Source organism: Achromobacter sp. UMC71, from assembly GCF_014170305.1.
Lineage (GTDB): Bacteria > Pseudomonadota > Gammaproteobacteria > Burkholderiales > Burkholderiaceae_B > Achromobacter.
In genome coordinates this window covers 18,316-36,330 of sequence record NZ_LZZT01000040.1, presented here as the reverse complement: position 1 = coordinate 36,330, position 18,015 = coordinate 18,316, and the positions used below count along the sequence as shown (strand labels likewise).

Sequence of the window (18,015 nt, the reverse complement as noted above, 5' to 3'; positions counted from 1 at the left end):
TAGCGCGGCAGGCCGATACAGGCAGACCGGCTTGGACGGCCAGGGAAATCTCAGACTCTTCCCATAGATGCAGCCCCAATTTCTCGTTAAGTTATCGGGGAACGGTTATCTGTTACGAAACATGTATCGCTATGGGGGGCGTTGTCGCCAATGTATGCCGGATCATTCGTCAACAAACGGCATAAATTGAGATTTGCGCTTAATTAGTCCGAGTCTCTTCCGTTATAGGGAGAAACTAGTCATTTCAATAAGAAACAAGTGCATAAGTTCACACTGCGAAGCCGCCTCCGGCAGGGGCGCCTTCCCGGGCTGTCGCTGTCTGTTGCATTGGTGGCCTATTTCATCGGTGCATTCCCCGTGGCCGCGCAAACCGCGCCAGCGCAGGCGGCCGCGCGCGCCAGCGACATCCAACGCCGCCAGGAACAGGAACTGGACGCCCAGCGCGCCCGCGCCGCCGAGCGGCCGGACGTGCTGTCCACACCCGCCGCACCCGTGGCGGGCGAGGGGCCGCTGACCTTCCCGGCCGAATCGCCCTGCTTCACCCTCGGCCAGGTCGTCTGGGATGGCCCCGAGCCGCCCGGCTGGCTGCGCCGCGACAGCGAAACCGCGCGGGACCACTGCGTCGGCGGCCAGGGCCTGCGCCTGCTGCAAGAGCACCTGATGGCCCGGCTGATCGACCGCGGCCTGATCACCGCGCGCGTGCTGGTGCCCGAGCAATCGCTGGCTAGCGGCACCCTGACCCTGCGCTACGTGCCCGGCCGCATCGCCGGCGTGAAAAGCGACGGTGCGCCCGGCTGGTGGCGCATGGCCCTGCCCACCGGCCCCGGCGGCAACGTCAACCAGCGCGACCTGGACCAGGCCCTGGAAAACATCCGCCGCCTGGCCGGCCAGGCCGACGCCAGCATCGACGTGGCCCCCGGCCCCGAGCTGGGCGAGTCCGACATCCTCATCAAGCCCGGCACCGGCAAGCGCTGGCACGCCTACGTAGGCGGCGACAACGCCGGCCTGGAAGCCACCGGCAAGAACCAGGTCAACGCCGGGCTCACGCTGGATTCGCCGCTGTTCCTGTACGACCAGCTGTCCGTGTCCTGGAACAGCAACGCCGACCTGCGCAACAGCGACGCCGGCTCGCGCGCCGCGTCCATCAACTACAGCATCCCCTTCGGCTACTGGACCCTGTTCGCCGGCGCCAGCAAATCGCGCTACCGCCAGACCGTGGCCGGCTTCGAGGCGCCCATCGTCTACGGCGGCACCAGCAAGCAGATTGAGGCCGGCGTGTCCGTCGTGCCGTATCGCGGCGCCAGCTACAAGGGCACCGCCGTGCTCAAGTTCCTGCGCAAGCGCGCCAACAGCACGCTCAACGACGTCGACATCGAAGTGCAGCGGCGCGACGTGGTCGGCTATGAATTCAGCTACGGCCATCGTCACTACGTCGACCAGATGGTGCTGGACATCGGCGGCGGCGTGCGCGGCACCCTGCCGCAGTTTTCGAACCAGTCCGGCTATGTCTATGGCGACCCCGACTGGAACGGGCGCAGCACCATCCTGAACGCCAACGCCGGCCTGTACCTGCCGTTCAAGGTAGCGGGCCAGCAGATGGCCTACCAGGCCAACTGGCAGATCCAGCACGCCAAGACCCCTGTCGTGCCCGCTGACTACCTCACCATCGGCAACCGCTACGCGGTGCGCGGTTTCGACGGCCAAATGACCCTGGCTGCCGAGGACGGCTGGACCCTGCGCAACGACCTGTCGTTGAACTTGGAGGGGTTGACGGGTCTGCTGGGCCAGCAACTCTACACCGGCCTGGACGCCGGCCGCGTCGGCGGCCCGTCCGCGCAGTACCTGACCGGCCGCACCCTGGTCGGCGCCGTCGCCGGCCTGCGCGGGCGCATCGCCATGCCTTACATCAATGCCAGCTACGACCTGTCCGCCGGCTGGCCCCTGAAAAAGCCCGACAACCTGAAGACACAAAGCACGGTCTTCGCCGCCACGCTGATGTTCGAGTTTTAAGTCCGGGCGGCGCCCTGCGCGCCGCCCGCCGTACGAAGAGTCGTTTCACGAGTTGCTTCACGGGTTGCGCCGCCACGGGTCGCATCCCCTTTACCGAGATTCGCCACGCTATGTCCACGCTTCGCTCCGCAGTTCTCTGGTTGGTCCTCTACACGCAGATCTGGACGCCCGTCCTGGCGCAGACCTTGCCGATTTCGGTGGATCAGAACGTGGCTGGGCAAAAGCCCGTGGTGGGCGTGGCAGGCGGCGTGCCGGTCGTGAACATCGCGCCACCGTCCGCGGGCGGCGTGTCCAACAACCGGTACACCCAGTTCAACGTCGGCCCGTCCGGCGTGGTCCTGAACAACAGCGGCGCGGCCAGCCAGACCCAACTGGCAGGACAAGTGGCCGGCAACCCGATGCTGGGCAACCAGCGCGCCACCACCATCCTGAACCAGGTCACCGCACCCAACCCGTCGCAGCTGCGCGGCATGCTGGAAGTGGCCGGCAACCGTGCGAACGTCATCGTCGCCAACCCGGCCGGCATCACCTGCAACGGCTGCGGCTTTCTGAACGCCAACCGCGCCACGCTCACCACCGGCAAGCCGGTCATCGGGCCGGACGGCACGCTGGGCTTTGACATCGCCAGCGGCCGCCTGGCCATCGAAGGCGCGGGGCTGTACGGCGCCAACCTGAGTCAGCTGGACCTCTTGGCGCGCACGCTGGAACTGAACGCCCAGGTCTGGGCGGATCGGCTGAATGTGGTGGCCGGCAGCGCGCGCGTCGGCTACGACGGTATCGACGTGTCGGCCTTGGCGGGCACCGGCTCTGGCACGACGGGCGTGTCCATTGACGTGGCCGCGCTGGGCGGCATGTACGCCAACAGCATCCGGCTCATCGGCACCGAAGCCGGCGTCGGCGTGAACATCGGCGGCAACCTGGCGGCCCTGACCGGCACCCTGTATGTCGCCGCCAACGGCGACGTCAAGATCCTGCCGTCGGGCCGCATGCAGGCCGCTACCGGCCTGTCGGTGCAAAGCAGCGGCGACATCGTCAACCGCGGCACCGTCGCCGCGGGCGGCGCGCTGGCGCTCACGGCCGGCGGCAAGGTCGCCAACCACAACGCCATGTCCTCGGCCGGCAACGCCAGCATCGTGGCTCGCCAGCTGGACAACCGCGGCGCCTTCACGGCCGGGTTGCAGGCCGATGGCTCGATCAGCCCCCTGGGCGCGCTGAGCGTGCAGGTCGGCAGCCTGCAGAACGCCGGCACCTTGATGGCCGGCGGCAACGCCACCGTTACGGCCGACGCGGTGGGCCTATCGGGCGGCAAGCTCGTCGCAGGCGGCGCCTTGACGCTGGATGCTTCTGGCGCCGTCACCAACCGCGCGGGCGCGGTGTACGGCGGCTCGGTCATGCTGCGCGCGGCCAGTCTGGACAACATGGGCGGCAAGCTCACCAGCGGCGGCGCATTGACGGCCCGCACCCATGGCGCGCTCGACAATACCGGCGGCACCCTGGCTGGCGCGGGCGTGGTGGATATCAGCGGCCAGTCGGTCGTCAATACGGCGGGCGGCGTCGTCTCGGGCGACAGCGTCGCGCTGCGCGGCGTCACCGGCATCAACAACCAGGGCGGTTCGGTACAAGCCAACGGCGCGCTGCGCGTGGAAACCGCCGGCGCCCTGGACAACCAGGGCGGCAAGCTGCTCGGCGGCACGGCCGACATCCAGGCGGCCAGCCTGGATAACCGCAATGGCGTGGCGCAAGCCGACGGCAAACTGTCCGTGACGACCACCGGCGCGTTGCAGAACCAGGGCGGCGGCCTGTACGGCGGCGCGGCCGACATCCAGACCGCCAGCCTGTCCAACACGGGCGGCAAGGTCGTCGGCGGCGGCGCGCTGGATCTGAACGCTACCGGCACTATCGACAACACCGGCGGCACCCTCGCCGCGCAGGGCCAGGCCACGCTGAACGCGCAGACCCTGTCCAACAGCCGCGGCATCATCGCGGCCAGCGGCTTGACGCTCAAGACGCAAGGCGTGCTGGACAATAGCGCCGGCCTGCTGCAGGCCGACAACCTGCTGGCCTTGACGGCCGGCAGCCTGAACAACCGCAACACGCTCGCCAACGGCATCGCCAGCGCGGGCGGCACCACCGCGGGCGCCCTGGGCCTGATGGGCCAGCAGGTCACGCTGAACGCCGGGTCCGTGGACAACCAGGCCGGCCGCATCGGCGCGGGCCAGGAGCTGGGCGTCACCACCGGCGCACTGAACAACGCGGCCGGCAACGTCTCTTCCGATGTCAACGCCAAGCTCGCCTTCAGCAGCCTGGCCAATAGCAGTGGCGCGCTGACGGCAGGCAACGCGCTGGAGCTGGTCACCGGCAACCTGGACAACGACGGCAAGATCCACGCCGGCCAGGACCTGAAAATCACCGCCGACACCCTGACCAACCGCGCCACCGGCGAACTGATCGCGGGGCGCAATACGGAACTGAACATCCGCGCCATGCTCGCCAATGCGGGCTTGATTGATGGCGGCTATGTCCGCATCGGCGCGGGCACGCTCGTCAACACGGGCCGCATCTATGGCGACCGCATCGGTATCCAGACGCCGGTGTTGGTCAACGACGCCAATGCCGTCATCGCGTCGCGCGGGGACCTGGACCTGGGGGTCGGTACGCTGACCAACCGCGAACACGCCTTGATCTACGCCGGGGCCGACCTGCGTATCGGGGGTGCATTGGACGCGTCCGGCAAGGCGACGGGGCAGGCGCAATCGCTGGTCAACGAATCTGCCACGATCGAAGCCGAACGCAATGCGGACATCGCGGCGGCCAGCATCCAGAACCGCAACCTGCACTTTGCCAGCGAAACTATCGAGGTCAGCCGGGAACCCAAGTGGTTCTACCGCCTTGACGGCACCACCGAGATTGTTGACGGGGAAGGCATGTGGTTCTGCAACACCGTCAAATCCATCTGCGGCCGTGGCCCCAGCTGGATGGGCCAGTACGACGAGCGGCGCTTGCTGCTGCCGTCGACCCGTTATCCGGAAAGCCAATATGGCCCGCCGTTCGACTACAGCAACATCCAGGACGACCAGCAAGGCCGTGCGGGCGTCAGTGCGCCCATTGGCCTGGCCTACATCGCGGAATACTACGGTTGCAGCGGTGGCGATGCGGGCAACTGCTACACCAATCCCCCCCAGTTCCTCTACAAGCCCGACGCCAAGATCTGGTCGGTCTTCGAGGTCGAACGGCCTGTCGGCATCAAGAAACCGCCATCACCGGACGAGTGCGGCTTGCGCTGCCCTACGGACCTGGCCCAGCAACAGGCCACGTACGAGCGCGATCTTCAGCTCTACGACGCGTTGAACGAAAAGATCAAGGATTTCAACGCGGACTTCCGCAACAACCGCATGATCAAGGACTTCACCTTCTACGAAGTCACCCAGATCACGCGCGAAACCCGCATCACGCAAAGCGATCCGGGCAAGATCGTCGTGGGAGGCAACGCAAGGGTGGCCGGCAACATCGTCAACGACAAGAGCCGCATCCTGGCCGGCGGGACTTTGAAGACCGAAGGCGGCACGCTCAGCAACGTCGGCGCCGAAGGCCTGCGCACCGTCGACCGCGTAGGCACCATGGCCTACACCTACGAGAAGAACGACTCGCGCAAATACAACCGGTCCGACTACAACGCCACCGTCTTGGCCGAACGTATCGAAACCGGCTTGGGCGCCGCGCAAGGCAACACAACGGTAGCCACTTCCGGCCAGACCCCTGGAGCCAGCACCGTCACACAAGCCTTGCCGCCGGCCAGCCTGACCCGCATCACGCTGCCCGGCAATCAATCCATTGCCGTCGTGGTTCTGCCGCCGGTGATTCCGACCAGCGCGCTATACCGCGTCATGCAGGCCCCCAATGCGCCCTACCTGATCGCCACCGACAGCCAATTCATCGGTTCGCGCACGGTGGTGTCCAGCGACTTCCTGCTGCAGAAACTCAACCAGGACCCCGGCACGATTCTCAAGCGCCTGGGCGATGGATTCTATGAACAGAAGCTGGTGGCCGAACAGGTCATGCTCGCCAGCGGCCAGCGCTTCGTGGGCGACTACACCGACAACGAAACCCAGTACAAGGCGCTGCTCACCGCAGGCGCAGACTTCGCCGGCAAGTTCGGCCTGACCATCGGCACTGCGTTGACGGAAGACCAGATGCGCCACCTGACGGGCGACATCGTCTGGCTAGTCGAACAGACGGTCACACTGCCTGACGGCACCCAACAAAAAGTGCTGACCCCGCAGGTCTACCTGGCCGTCAAACCCGGCGACCTGCGCGGCGACGGAACGTTGATCGCGGGCCGTGACACGCAGATCAGCACGACGGGCGACGTGAACAACAGCGGCACCATCGGTGCGCGCAATGCGCTGGTCGTTGATGCGCAGAACGTACGCAACAGCGTCGGCGCCATGCAGGGCAAGACCGTCAATCTGAATGCGCGCAACGACATCGATAACCTGGCTGGGTTGCTGAAGGGTGAGTCGGTCACGTTGGCTGCGGGCCGGGATATCAATCTGACGTCCAGTACGCAATCGAACGTGCGTGGCGGGATCAGCAACACGATTGTCGATGGCGTGGCGCGCGTGGACGCAGGCACCTTGAACGCCCAGGCGGGGCGCGACTTCAATGCGCAGGCCGCTGCTATCGCCGCGAAAGACGACGCGACCATTCGTGCCGGAAACGATATCAATCTGACGGCCGCTGGTACGCGGTACGGGGAATCGCACGACTTCGGCAAGAAGAACCGGGCGGAGATGCGTACGACCACGGATATCGGCACGCAGATTGCCGCGGGCGGCAACCTCACGCTGATCGCGACACAGGATGTCAACGCCATCGCTGCACAAGTGGCGTCAGACAAGCAACTGGCCGTGGGGGCCGGGCGCGACATCAACATAGTCGCGGGCGATTCCAGCGGATACACCTACAACGAGATCTACTACAAGACCAAAGGGTTCCTGTCGAGCAAGACCACGCATCGCATCCGCGAGACGGAATGGACGCAAGGGGTCAGTGCGACGTTCGGCGGTGATTCGGTCGTGATGCTCGCCGGCCGCGACATGACGGTCGTTGGCTCGAACGTAGTGGGTGACCGCGACGTGCAGATCGGCGTCGGCCGCGATCTCCAAGTCCTGGCCAAGGATGAAACCTATAAGGACTACCAGTACGAGAAGGTCAAGAAGTCGGGTCTGGGCGGTGGCGGTGGCTTCAGCCTGGGCTACAACAAGCAAGAACGCACGGACTGGAACCGCGGCGCCAGCGGCGGCTATTCCGCCAGCACCATCGGTAGTGCTGGCGGTGACCTCATTATCGATGCGGGCCGCGATGTGGGCGTCATGGGCAGCAACTTGTTGGCCCAGGACGGCAATATCTCCATCGCTGGTCGTAACGTCGCCATCATCGCTGGTGTGGGTGAGGCGCGTCAGCATGAGTATCACGAGTTCAAGCAATCCGGCCTGACCATTGGCGTGGCGGGCGGCATGCTGGGGGCTGCGCAGCAAATTCAGGGCACGCTGGAGCAGGCGGGCGAAGCCAAGAGCGGTCGCCTGGCCGCGGTCAAGGTTGGACAGGCAGCTTATCAGGCGGTGCAAGCCAAGCGGACGATGGATGCCGCTCAAGCGGACGGCGCCAAAGAGGCTCAGAAGGAGGCCGCTAGCGCTCAGATCCAGATCAGCATCGGTGCCAACAAATCCGTCAGCGAAACCAAGCGCACTCAAGAATCCGCATTTGGCTCGTCCGTCATGGCGGGTGGCAATATCTCCATTGTGGCGCTTGGCGAAAAGGGTGTGGCCGGCACAGGCAACCTGTCCATCATCGGCAGCGACCTGGCCGGCAAGAACGTGCTGCTGGCGGCCACCAACGACCTGATGCTGCAAAGCCAGGCGCTGACGTCCACGGAAGTTTCCACCAACAAGAACAGCGGCTGGAAGCTCGGCGTGGGGATCGGTGTTTCCGACAGCGGCAGCGGCGGGGGCATCAATATCTTTGCCAGCGGCTACGTCGGCAGCGGCAACGCCAAGGGCAACGGCACGACCTACCGCGAAACCCAGGTCAGCGCGCGTGACAACCTGACCCTGATCTCTGGCCGCGACACCATTCTTGAGGGCGCCCAGGCGCGCGCGGACAGCATCCGCGCCGACATCGGCCGCAATCTGATATTGGCCAGCCAGCAAGATTCGGATCGTTACGACGCCAAGCAGAAGCAAGCCAATGCGGGCGCCAGCTTCAGCTTCGGCTCGATGACGGGTAACGCCTATATCGGCGCTAGCCTGGGCAAGACCAAGTCGAATTACGACAGTGTGGTGGAGCAGACGGGGTTGTACGCAGGCAAGGGCGGCTATGACATCTATGTCGGCAAGCATACGCAGCTGACGGGCGCTGTCATCGCCAGCGACGCCGAGGCGACCAAGAACTGGCTATCCACGGAGACGCTGGGCTTCAGCAACCTGCATAACAAGGCTGACTATAAGTCGACCATGGTGGGTCTGAGCCTGGGTATGTCTGGCGCGCTCGATAAACCCAACAAGGGTGATGCGTTAGGGGGCGGGCCGTCGGGGCTGAGCTTTGCCAGCACCAGTGGCAGTGAATCCGGTACGACGCGCGCGGCAGTGTCGGCGGGCACGATTGAAGTGCGATCGGACAAGGACACGGGGCGGGACAGCACAGCGGGGCTGAGCCGCGATACGGCTGGCGCTAACGGCAGCATCGGCAAGATCTTCGATAAGGACAAAGTCCGCGAGCAGATCGAGTTCCAGCAGGCGTTTGGCCAGTTGGGGATGCAGATTGCGGGGGATGTCGCGGACAAACTTAAAGAGCAGGACCAACAGCTCTGGGGTGAGGGTAAGCCTGGCCGTATTGCGCTGCATGCTGCGATCGCTGGCATTAGTGCAGCACTCGGTGGTGGGGATGTCGCGGGTGCGATTGCCGGAACAATCGCCGGAGATGTCGCTTCTCGCGCGATGCGGGACCAAATAAATGCAGCCGTCGCGGGATTGCCGCCTGAACTGAGAGAGAAGGTCGCTAGTGTAATTACTAATACCGTAGCCGCGGCCGCTGGTGGTCTTGCGGGTGGGTTGAGTGGCGCTGGCGGTGCGACTTATGCGGATATGTTCAATCGGCAATTACATCCGGATGAACAGGAGTGGATTGAAAAGAACGCAAAGGAGTATGCGCGGAGGAAGGGAATATCGGAGGAGGAAGCTATCCGTCAACTTGCTGTTCAAGGATACCGGATGGTCCAAACGGGAGTTGAGGGTGAATGGGATGAGAGTGCCGCCGCATTTTTGCGGCAGGCCCATGGCTTACTTCCCGACGCGGGATATATGTTCTATGCGGCGCCGTTTCAGAGAAACGATCCGGATATGTACGCGCTATCTACGCCGGCTATTGTTGAGTTCTACGCTAAAAATGGGTTGAAGCTCCCGGACAAGGCCAAGGTCGTGGACGCTGCTACCAAGAACGCTCAAGCGCTCAACTTGATGTCAAATGTGACCTTGAGTGCGAGCGGGGTGGCGGCAGTTGTCGCTTTAAGTGGATTGCCGCCGACATTGCTGGCATGGGCATTGGTAAATCCTGCCGATGCGGTAACGGTTGGAGTTATATCCGTAGAGACCGCTGCAGTTGTACAAAGTGGGGCAATCTCTCCTTCTTCATTGGTCGGTGGGGGGGCGAATGTACGCATACTTGGGAGACTACCCGGCGCTGGCGGTGCGATTGATGACCTAGTCATTCAATTTGGCAGGGTTGAGAATCAGGTCAGCCACACATTTCGTCATGTTGAAGCTGCAGGTTTTCAACGAGATGCCGTTAGCCGAGCTATTCAAGCAGATCTATCTAAGGTTGGCGCTGGCATTCGAGAAGGGCAATATACTGGATCGGTTGTTGTCGATGGGGTAAAGCTGGATTACAGCGCGTTTAAACTTCCGGATGGTACGATAAATGTAGGAAGAATAACGCCACCGAAGGCTCCGAAATGAGAAAGCTGACTTTAATTGAATTGGAATTCATTAAGAAAATGATTGAATGTTGCGCCGAGTATAAATTTCTGCTGCCACAGCTCAATCAGGCGAATGTGGAGGAGATGAGTGATGGGGGTATGGGGAGTCTGCTCTTCTGCTCATTGGATAGCGACCGTTCCATAGGTCGCGAAGTGGCGCGAAAATATTTTCTCGATGAGGATGGTATTGCGGTTTCAGTCGTTTTAAATATCGACAATTATGGAAATTTATATGAATTGGATGTGTGGAAGGCGGATTTTTCTGAATTGATAAGCTTTCCGAGAGAATGAATAAATAAAGATAAGGTGTCAAAAGATAAGGTGTCAGACTACGTTTTTCGGCCTGAAGAGGTCGCTTTGAAAACGTAGTCTGACACCTTATTTTCTGCGGCCGCGCGATGGATGGCGACATTGCCCTAGTCGGCTCCAACCTGCGCGCCCAGGGCGGCGTGGTGCTGGATGCCAAGCGCGACATCGCCGTTGTCGGGGCGCAGAACCAGTACAGCCAATCCAGCAAGAACGACAGCAAGAGCACCAGCTTCTCGTTTGGCAGCATGAGCCTGGGCGATATGGGCCGTGCCATCGACGGCGGTCCGAACGCGAGCGGCGTCAAGACGTTCCCCTACGGCAGCCAGATCGCAAATTCGCGCGACCTGGCCTCGGGCACCTGGCAGACGGCATCGCTGATCACCGGCAACACGGTCTACATGAATAGCCGCGATGGCGATATCCGCATCACGGGATCGGCCATCGACGCTGTCAAGAACGTGGGGCTGTCCGCCAGCCAGGGATCGATTTCCATCGACACCGGCACGGCTACCCGCGATCACACCAGCAGTCACAGCAGCAAAAGCATCGGAGACCTGAGCGGCGAAGTCGGCGGCGACGCGGTCGGCATACGCAAGACCAGCGGCGGTTTGACGGAGAACAGCAAGACGACCAGCGGCGCTGGCAGCACCATCGTCAGCCGCCAGGGCGACGTGTCGATCATCGCCAAGGAAGACCTGCTGATTCGCGGCAGCGACATCCGTGCCGGCCGCGATGTGCTGTTGGGCGGTCAGGCGGTCACCATCGACGGCAGCTTCGACACCTCGGCCTTCCGGGACTTCCAGCAGAGCAGCCAGATCGCGGTCACGACCAGCGTCAACAGCCCGGTCATCAAGGCGGTGGAGACCATCGACCGCATGCGCAATGCGGCACAGGACACCAACAACGGCAGAATCCAGGCGGTCGCGGCGGTCGCCGCTGGCCTGGCTGCCAAGAACCTCTACGACTCGGTGGCGAAGAATCCCGCGCAGATGGGAGGCATCAGCGTCAACGTCGACGTGGGCGCCAGCAGCTCCAGCCAGACCCGCAGCGGACATAGCAGCACCGCCAGCGGTTCGGCCATCTCGGCAGGCCGGGACCTGGCCATCATCGCCACGGGGAAGGGCGCTCAGTCCAACATCACGGTGTCGGGCTCGAACCTGACTGCGGGTCGCAATGTGCTGCTGAATGCAGAGGGCGACATCCTGCTCACCGCGCAGCAAAACACCTCCAGCCAGAAGAGCGACGGCAAGAGCAGCAACGCCAGCATTGGCGTGGGCTTTGCGGTGGGCGGCAGTCAGAATGGCTTTGCCATCAACGTCGGCGCTGGCGGCAGCACCAGCAAGAGCAACGGCCAGGACAGCACCTGGAACAACACCCATGTGGTGGCGGGGGACAAGCTCACCCTCAGTTCGGGTGGCGATACCGTGCTGCGCGGCGCGCAGGCCAGCGCGGCGCAAATCGTTGCCACCGTCGGCGGCAATCTCATCATCGAAAGCCTGCAAGACATCAGCAACTATGCGGCGCGCGACCGCAGCGGCGGCGTGCAGGTCAGCCTGTGCATTCCACCGCTTTGCTACGGGGCAAGCAGCGTCAGCGGAAACTATGGCCAGACCAAGATCAACAGCCAATACGCCAGCGTGACCGAGCAGACGGGTATGTGGGCCGGCGATGGCGGCTTCCAGTTGAACGTAGGCAAGAACACGGGGTTGATTGGCGGCGTCATCGCCAGCAGCGACAAGGCTGTGGCCGATGGCAAGAACGTGCTGGTCACCGGAACGCTCACCAGCCGGGACATCGAGAACCGCGCCACTTATGACGGGCAGTCTGTTCAGCTCGGTGGCGGCTTGAACGTTGGCGGGGCCGGGGGCAACGGCAAGGGTACCGGCAGTGGCAACAGCGCCATCGGTACCGACAGCCAGGGCAACGTCGCTGGCGGCAGCAAGGCCACGCCGGGCTCCACGTTGCCCAGCTTTGACGGCGTGAGCGCCAATGTACCCATTGCGATGGGGGCCAATGGCGAAGCCAGTTCCACCACGAAAAGCGCCATCAGCGGCGGCACCATCGTCATTCGGGACGAGGCGGGCCAAAAGGCGCTGACGGGCCAGACCGCGGCGGAAGCGATTGCCGCGTTGAACCGGGATACCAAGGACACGTTGAACGCGCTGGATCGGATCTTTGATGAGAAGGAGGTCCGGGCGGGGTTTGAGGTGACCAAGACCTTGGCGCAGGAGACGGGGACGTTTCTGGCGAATCGGGCGGCGGAGCGACAGGCGCTTGAACAAGAACTGACCAACGAGCTTAAGAAGGGTGGGGCTACCGATAACGCTCGAGCATTCGAACTGATGTCGCAGCTTGAAGATGCGCGACTATGGGCACCGAATGGCGCTTATCGGCAGATCATGACGGCGCTGGTTGCGGCGGCCGGCGGCAATGTCACAGGCTCGGGAGCCGAGTTTGTTCAGGCGGCTGCAGTCAACTATCTGCAGGGATTGGGGGCTGCGGGCGTTAAGAAGATTATCGCGTCGCTAGGAGATGGGCCTGGTACTGAGCCGGCCCGTGCTGCGCTGCACGCGATCGTTGGATGCGCCGGTGCTGCTGGTCAAGGCGCCAGTTGTGGAGCAGGGGCGCTTGGAGCAGGGGCCGGCAGCATTGTCAATGCACTGATGGGGCCGTCCAACGGAGCAACCCCTAGTGAAGTTGAGGCGCGCCGCAATCTCGTGTCGAGCCTTATGGCTGGTATTGCGGCGAGTGCAGGGCTGGACCCCGCCGCGGCGAGCAACGCAGCGATATTCGAAACGGAGAACAACTGGGCCCCGGTCGTCATATTGGGCGTGGAGGCAGCTTCAATTAAATGTGCCACGACCCCAACTTGTCAGCGCGTGGTTGCGCAAGTGTCAGGTGAAGTTGCCGTCCTCGGCGTAAAGATGAAGGATGGGGCTGTCTATGTATTGAGCGCGGCCTTAACCGGAATTGGGGCGGCGCTTGGCGACTCTCTGTTCAGCGAACTTGATGGTGTTCTCGGGCGCGAGACATCTCCGCCGCCGTTGCCGGTCGATGATGGCAAGGAGCATGGGGGCTCTGTGCCTTCGACGCCGGGTACGCCAGGGGGAGGCGTCGATCTAAGCATTCCGACTGTTCCTGGCGATCTGATTCCGCCCGGCGGGACGCCGCCGTCGAAACCGGATGACGGTACGCATACTGGGGGGAGTGAGACTCCGATGCCTGCCCCTCAAGGGCCTGGGCTGATATTAAATGAGACTGCAAAAAATGGAGGAAGACTCACAATTGGCCCAGGGCAGTTTTCAGCGAGTGAGCGTGCTGCGGCACAACATATGGCGGATCTCGGCAACGACGTCTTGCTTCGCGCGCCAACCGGTACGAGGGCAGGTGGGGGCACTTCGGATTTGCTCGTGAATGGCGTACCTTATGATGTGTACACTCCAACTACCGGAAATCCGAATCGTATTGTCTCTGCTGTTGCTAATAAGAATTCGCAAGCTATAGGTATCGTTCTGGATTTGACCCGCTCGTCTGCGACGCCAGAGCAGTTAAATAATATTTTGCAGCGTGTTAGGGGTGCAGGGGCAACGAATATTTCTGACATAGTAATTATTGGAAAATAGTTATGCCGAAAAGAATGTGTGAATGTGGCTATTGCTTTCGATTGGGGGAAATTCCAAGCCGCGATCAATGGCTGGTTATTTCTGATGAGGCCTATGATCATTTTTCTGGGTGTGTCGATGCAGAAGAAATTTACAAGAAAATGAAAATAATGTTGAAATGTCCAGTTTGTGACCGGATATCGATATTTTGGGATGGATTTGATGGAGGTGCTTTAGTTTATAAATTAGATAAATAAAATGTCAGGCCATGAGGATTTTTCAAATATCTTCAAGAAAATTATTTAATACTAAATAAATAAAATAAGATTTCAGACGACGTTTCCCGCCTTGAAAATGTAGTCTGATACTGAGGTTTCCCCACGGCGCAAATCGTTGCCACCGTCGGCGGCAACCTCATCATCGAAAGCCTGCAAGACATCAGCAACTATGCGGCGCGCGACCGCAGCGGCGGCGTGCGGGTCAGCCTGTGCATTCCACCGCTTTGCTACGGGGCAAGCAGCGTCAGCGGAAACTATGGCCAGACCAAGATCAACAGCCAATACGCCAGCGTGACCGAGCAGACGGGTATGTGGGCCGGCGATGGCGGCTTCCAGTTGAACGTAGGCAAGAACACGGGGTTGATTGGCGGCGTCATCGCCAGCAGCGACAAGGCTGTGGCCGATGGCAAGAACGTGCTGGTCCCCGGAACCCTGACCAGCCGGGACATCGAGAACCGGGCCAGTTATGACGGGCAGTCTGTCCAGCTGGGTGGTGGCTTGAACGTTGGCGGGGCCGGGGGCAACGGCAAGGGTACCGGCAGTGGCAACAGCGCCATCGGTACCGACAGCCAGGGCAACGTCGCTGGCGGTAGCAAGGCCACGCCGGGCTCCATGTTGCCCAGCTTTGACGGCGTGAGCGCCAATGTACCCATTGCGATGGGGGCCAATGGCGAAGCCAGTTCCACCACGAAAAGCGCTATCAGCGGCGGCACCCTCGTCATTCGGGACGAGGCGGGCCAAAAGGCGCTGACGGGCCAGACGAAGATAAGGTGTCAGACTACGTTTTCGGCCTGAAGAGGTCGCTTTGAAAACGTAGTCTGACGCCTTATTTTTCAACTTGGTTTTGATGTCACCTTTCAAGTCACCAAATCTTCGTTGGGCATAAAAGATACTAGGACGGCCGATCTAAAGGTGGAAGGACTAGGCATGAACGACGTCTATTCGCCGGTAGGTTTAAATTTGGCAAAGCTACCAACAGGCATTGAAAAGAAGGCAAGCCAGGCTAATGGCGTCATGGTTCAAGTGGATATTTCGAGCGAGGATATGCGTACTGTTGTAGCCAGAGTTCGGGGTAAACCAAACGCTCAGCGGATAGATACGATAATCTTCCAGAAAAGCGATGGAAGTATAGTGAGATCTGATAGAAACTAATATGGAGGTTGATGATGCCAAAATTCGGATGTGTGTGTGGCTATGTTATTAATTTGTCCCAGGATGATGGTGGGTGCGAATGGAATCTGGTTTCAGAGAAAAAAATATACGAGGTTGGAGATGTTTTGGCAAGAAAATGGCTGTCAGAGGAAGAGTTTTATACTCTGATAAACGATGGTTCAATTGTTGTTTATATATGTCCAGTATGTAAACGGCTGCATATTGATGAGGGGGGAGGGGTGTTTAATTCGTACGTGCGAGAGATACCAAATTAAAAATAAAGCGAAATAAGGTGTCAGACTCTGAGGTTTCCCCACGAATTCATCACAATCCTCCGTTGGGTTCAAAGGGCTTTTGCGTTCTTTGCAAAAGGCCAAGCACCGACTCCTCAGTCAAAGTCAGCACGCGCTCGGCATCAGAAATAAGGTGTCAGACTACGTTTTTGGCCGAGGCGTAGCCTGAGTTGACCAGCGCAGCGCGGTAGGACGTATTGGTCCACCTTCATTCTTCACCTTTTGAGACAAGTGCTAGGCTGCCACGGTTATGTTCTTGGACAACCGCGTGCCATGGCCCCTAGGCTTCCTAGATTGATAGTTCCCCACTGCCCACATCATGTGGTGCAACGAGGTCACAGTCGTCAGGCTGTATTCGCGTCGGACGATGACTACGACGCGTACCTGTCTGATATCTACGAGAAGAAAATGGAGCTAGGCGTGCAAGTGCACGCCTACTGTCTGATGACGAATCACGTGCATCTTCTGCTTACGCCGGGCGACGACGCGAGTGGGGTAGCACGGCTAATGAAAGAAGTAGCCCGGCGTGCGACTCGGCGCTTCAATGGCAGGTCGGCTCGCTCAGGCTCGCTGTGGGAGTCTCGATATAAATCGAGCCTGGTGCAGACAGAAACCTATTTGTTGGCATGTATGCGATATATAGAACTCAACCCTGTCAGGGCGGGCATGGTCGCGCGTTGCGAAGATTATCAGTGGTCCAGTTATAGGGCAAGGATGGGATCATGCGGCAGTCGCGAGTTAGACATGCATTCAGTCTATTTGGGGTTGGCCCATAGCGAGTCAGAACGACGCAAGGCTTACCGTGATTACGTGCAGAGCGTGGAGTCTGCCGATGAGTTGGCACTGATGCGTCGGGCGAGTAGAGAAGGGCATCCTACTGCGGACGCTGAATATAGTGCGGCGCTCGAGCTATCTCTAGGGCGTCAAATCGTGCCCAAGGCCCGTGGGCGGCCTCGAAAAACGTAGTCTGACACCTTATTTAATGATCGTCCTGACTACGTGACTTTTCAAATCTCGGCCTTCGGGGCGAGTGGGGTGGTGACTATTAACCTATATGACGGGGGGGTTTATTCCGGAATGGGGGGAACTGTTCCAGTCGGCGCCAACACGAGTCTAAATTTCGGATCACTGTTGGCGAATGATGTTCGCGATGCCAAGCAGCGTGCCGCCAGGATAGATGCATTCCTGCAGGGGGGGGCGTGCAGGGTTCCTATTGTGGTTGGCTATGCGTAGGCGTGAATCATGCAATGGGTGGCGAGACATCCCTAGAAGTAGGAGTCGGAACTCCCGGCATAAGCGCTGGAACTGGTTGGGGAGCAGATACAGGGTATAAAATTCCATTCTTTCGATAGTGGTAAATCTGGAGATTCTTGTGCGCGCTCCGGCTAGAAAATGGGCTTTATTGGTTATTCCCGTCTGGATTCTCCTAATGATTTTCGTAATTATTAGGTCGCCCAATGATGTGGGAGTGGTTTATGAAAAAATGCTTGGATTGAATGAAAAAATAAAGGAAGTAAATGGTGAACCTGTCTATGAATATAAGAATTTGAAGCCCGGATCTGGTTTGATAATCGTGGAGTTTTCCTCTTCAAGTTGGAAGTTCACGACAAAAGAGGTGAATAAAAAATTCTTCGAGGATGCAGGGGCTCTGAGAGTGAAGGAGGCTAATACTATTCTCTACTGTAGAGGGCGTGAACAATATGATTTTATTCTCCCGGAATATAACGGTTTGAAAACATTTCAAATTATTATGGCGTACCCTGGGTCTAAGTGTGGCCAATTTTGAAAACAAGGTACTAGACTACGTTTTCGGTCGAAGGGTAGCCTGGAAAACAAGGTGTCAGATTACGTTTTCGGCCTGAAGAAAATAAGGTATCAGACTACGTTTTTGGCCTGAAGATGTCGCTTTGAAAACGTAGTCTGACACCTTATTTCTGACACCTTATTTCTGTCTGGGGTGTCAAAGCCATGAAAGTAAGATGCATTCGGTTGCTGGACGCAGATGGAAGAGAGGTTGAATTCTCATCTTGGTTATCGCTTGGACATACCTATCATGTTATGTCGATATTTGTTGATCAAAGTGGGCGGCGCAACTACGGAATAATCAACCGCCACCCCGAAGGGGAATGGCCGCAGATGGGGAGCCATCAGGCCGAGTGTTTTGAAGTTGTTAGCGACATGATTCCATCTAATTGGCGCGAGTGGAAGAATGAGATTTCAGCGGGGTTTCGCCGGCTGCTTGGCAGGCATCCGGCTTTTATGAAGCGTTTTACGACCACGATCCGACTATTTATCCCATCTTTGAGCGAGAGCGGGACATCATTCTGAGTGAAGACCCC

General features: G+C 60.0%; 10 protein-coding genes. All 10 read left to right on the top strand.

Annotated features, from left to right (window positions below):
- The first annotated feature begins 357 nt into the window (after positions 1-357).
- The 10 genes from A9974_RS19740 to A9974_RS19695 all read left to right on the top strand — a co-directional run bounded on the left by A9974_RS19740 (position 358) and on the right by A9974_RS19695 (position 18,004).
- A complete protein-coding gene (locus A9974_RS19740) occupies positions 358-2,010 on the top strand; it encodes a ShlB/FhaC/HecB family hemolysin secretion/activation protein (protein WP_370539657.1) in 1,653 nt (550 codons plus the stop codon).
- Between the two features lie 110 nt (positions 2,011-2,120).
- Positions 2,121-10,022: a hemagglutinin repeat-containing protein gene (locus A9974_RS19735; protein ID WP_183005870.1), complete on the top strand. Its 7,902-nt coding sequence runs from the start codon at positions 2,121-2,123 to the stop codon at positions 10,020-10,022.
- Complete coding sequence (locus A9974_RS19730; RefSeq protein WP_183005869.1) at positions 10,019-10,333, top strand: hypothetical protein; 315 nt, start codon at positions 10,019-10,021, stop codon at positions 10,331-10,333. The genes A9974_RS19735 and A9974_RS19730 overlap by 4 nt, the downstream gene beginning before the upstream one ends.
- A gap of 107 nt (positions 10,334-10,440) precedes the next feature.
- Positions 10,441-13,974 carry a hemagglutinin repeat-containing protein gene (locus A9974_RS19725; RefSeq protein ID WP_183005868.1) on the top strand — a complete coding sequence of 1,178 codons (3,534 nt, stop codon included), beginning with the start codon at positions 10,441-10,443 and terminating at the stop codon, positions 13,972-13,974.
- Positions 13,975-13,976: 2 nt separating this feature from the next.
- Positions 13,977-14,210, top strand: a complete 234-nt coding sequence (locus A9974_RS19720; RefSeq protein ID WP_183005867.1) for a hypothetical protein — start codon at positions 13,977-13,979, stop codon at positions 14,208-14,210.
- A gap of 216 nt (positions 14,211-14,426) precedes the next feature.
- Complete coding sequence (locus tag A9974_RS19715; RefSeq protein ID WP_183005866.1) at positions 14,427-15,026, top strand: hypothetical protein; 600 nt, start codon at positions 14,427-14,429, stop codon at positions 15,024-15,026.
- 81 nt (positions 15,027-15,107) lie between these two features.
- The gene (locus A9974_RS19710) at positions 15,108-15,383 is read left to right on the top strand and encodes a hypothetical protein (protein WP_255468249.1); all 276 of its coding nucleotides are present in this window, start codon (positions 15,108-15,110) and stop codon (positions 15,381-15,383) included.
- 566 nt (positions 15,384-15,949) lie between these two features.
- Entirely contained in the window at positions 15,950-16,642 is a 693-nt protein-coding gene (locus A9974_RS29680; protein ID WP_183005864.1) for a transposase, read from the top strand.
- Positions 16,643-17,105: 463 nt separating this feature from the next.
- Positions 17,106-17,462, top strand: a complete 357-nt coding sequence (locus A9974_RS19700; protein WP_183005863.1) for a hypothetical protein — start codon at positions 17,106-17,108, stop codon at positions 17,460-17,462.
- A 203-nt stretch (positions 17,463-17,665) separates the two neighbouring features.
- The gene (locus A9974_RS19695; protein ID WP_183005862.1) at positions 17,666-18,004 is read left to right on the top strand and encodes a hypothetical protein; all 339 of its coding nucleotides are present in this window, start codon (positions 17,666-17,668) and stop codon (positions 18,002-18,004) included.
- The last annotated feature ends 11 nt before the right edge of the window (positions 18,005-18,015 follow it).

Excerpts from the sequence above, each read along its gene's own strand:
- A9974_RS19700 (WP_183005863.1), top strand. The coding sequence starts at position 17,106 with ATGATTTTCGTAATTATTAGGTCGCCCAATGATGTGGGAGTGGTTTAT.
- A9974_RS19720 (WP_183005867.1), top strand. The coding sequence starts at position 13,977 with ATGCCGAAAAGAATGTGTGAATGTGGCTATTGCTTTCGATTGGGGGAA.
- A9974_RS19730 (WP_183005869.1), top strand. The coding sequence starts at position 10,019 with ATGAGAAAGCTGACTTTAATTGAATTGGAATTCATTAAGAAAATGATT.
- A9974_RS19735 (WP_183005870.1), top strand. The coding sequence starts at position 2,121 with ATGTCCACGCTTCGCTCCGCAGTTCTCTGGTTGGTCCTCTACACGCAG.
- A9974_RS19725 (WP_183005868.1), top strand. The coding sequence starts at position 10,441 with ATGGATGGCGACATTGCCCTAGTCGGCTCCAACCTGCGCGCCCAGGGC.
- A9974_RS29680 (WP_183005864.1), top strand. The coding sequence starts at position 15,950 with ATGGCCCCTAGGCTTCCTAGATTGATAGTTCCCCACTGCCCACATCAT.